This window comes from Vibrio sp. Vb0598, assembly GCF_033338935.1.
Lineage (GTDB): Bacteria > Pseudomonadota > Gammaproteobacteria > Enterobacterales > Vibrionaceae > Vibrio > Vibrio alginolyticus.
In genome coordinates this window covers 1-1,446 of record NZ_JAWOTP010000111.1, presented here as the reverse complement: position 1 = coordinate 1,446, position 1,446 = coordinate 1, and the positions used below count along the sequence as shown (strand labels likewise).

Sequence of the window (1,446 nt, the reverse complement as noted above, 5' to 3'; positions counted from 1 at the left end):
GCTCGTCATCAGGAGCGTGAGGCTCAAATCACGCTGAACCAATTGAGCAACCAGTTGGAACAACACAATATTGCGATTGCTCAATACACGCAGCAAATTGAGCAAATGGTTTCGGAGTTGGGGCAGCACGCGAACCTAGAGTTGCAAGCATTACAGGCATCAATTCATCAACTCAATGAACGATTACAGCATTTGAACGCAATTAATATTGCTCAGCTTGAGCAAAGCGTGAACGAGTTGAATCAACGTTGTGTGGTTGGCGAAGGTAAGATCAACGATTTGCAAAACCAGATGGCTGCAAATGAATCGACGATTAAAGCAAATCAGCAGCAGTTAGCGAAATTGACTGCGTCATTAGGTGATAAATACACATCACTAGAGCAACTAGAAAACGACTTGACTCAGATACACAAGCAAATTGTTGAGCTGAATAACGGCCTAGAATCTGCGCAAGTGCAGTTACAACAAGCTGTGCTGGCGAAATCAAATGTCGATAGTCAGTTGACGACTCACCAACAGTGGCTGTTGGAAGCGAATAGTAGACTGGAAGATGCTAAAACCGAATGGGAAAGTGCACTAAAAGCGAGTGCGTTTGCTGATGAAGCGCACTTCTTACAGAGTAAAGTGAGTGAACAACAAACTCAAACTTGGCAACAAGAAATAGATAACTTTAAGCAGACAAAAATTCAGTTAGAACAAACTCTTGCGGATTTACATCAAGCTTTGAAGGCGGTCGAGAAGCCTAATTTAGAAGCGCTTAACGGGAGTTTAAGCACTGCTCAACATTCGTATCTAGAAATTAGAAATCAGCTGGATAGCACGCGTTCACTGTTTGAAGGCTTGGAAAAAGTTCGCAATGAAATTTCTAATCTGCACGATAAAAACCGTAAATTAGAGGAAGAGTACAAAGTTTTCGGTACGCTTTATGATGTCGCCAGTGGTAAAACGGGCAGCCGTATCAGTTTACACCGATTTGTGTTGGGGGTTTTATTGGATGATGTGTTGATTCAAGCTTCTCAACGACTGAGTTTGATGAGCAAGGGTCGATATATTCTAGCGCGTAAAACAGAGGGTTTTAAAGGTGCAGCAGGGCGAGGACTTGATCTCGTGGTGGAAGACGGTTACACCGGAAAAATGCGTGATGTTGCAACGTTGTCGGGGGGAGAATCCTTCATGGCAGCTTTAGCTTTGGCATTAGGCTTGTCTGATGTCGTGCAATCTTACAGCGGTGGAATTCGTTTAGATACGTTATTCATCGACGAAGGCTTTGGTAGCTTGGACCCTGAATCTCTCGATCTGGCGATTCAAACATTGGTCGACTTGCAACAAACGGGCCGCATGATTGGCGTAATTTCACACGTGTCTGAACTCAAAGAGCAGATGGCGTTGCGAATCGATGTTGAACCGTCTAGGTTTGGTTCTACCGTTTCGGTTAAATCTCAGATG

The 1,446-nt window shown here is 44.0% G+C and carries 1 protein-coding gene; it reads left to right on the top strand.

The window, feature by feature from the left end; all coding sequences use genetic code 11:
• Nucleotides 1-1,446: SMC family ATPase (locus R7Q38_RS23320; protein WP_318114460.1), on the top strand; the 1,446-nt coding region annotated here is incomplete at both ends.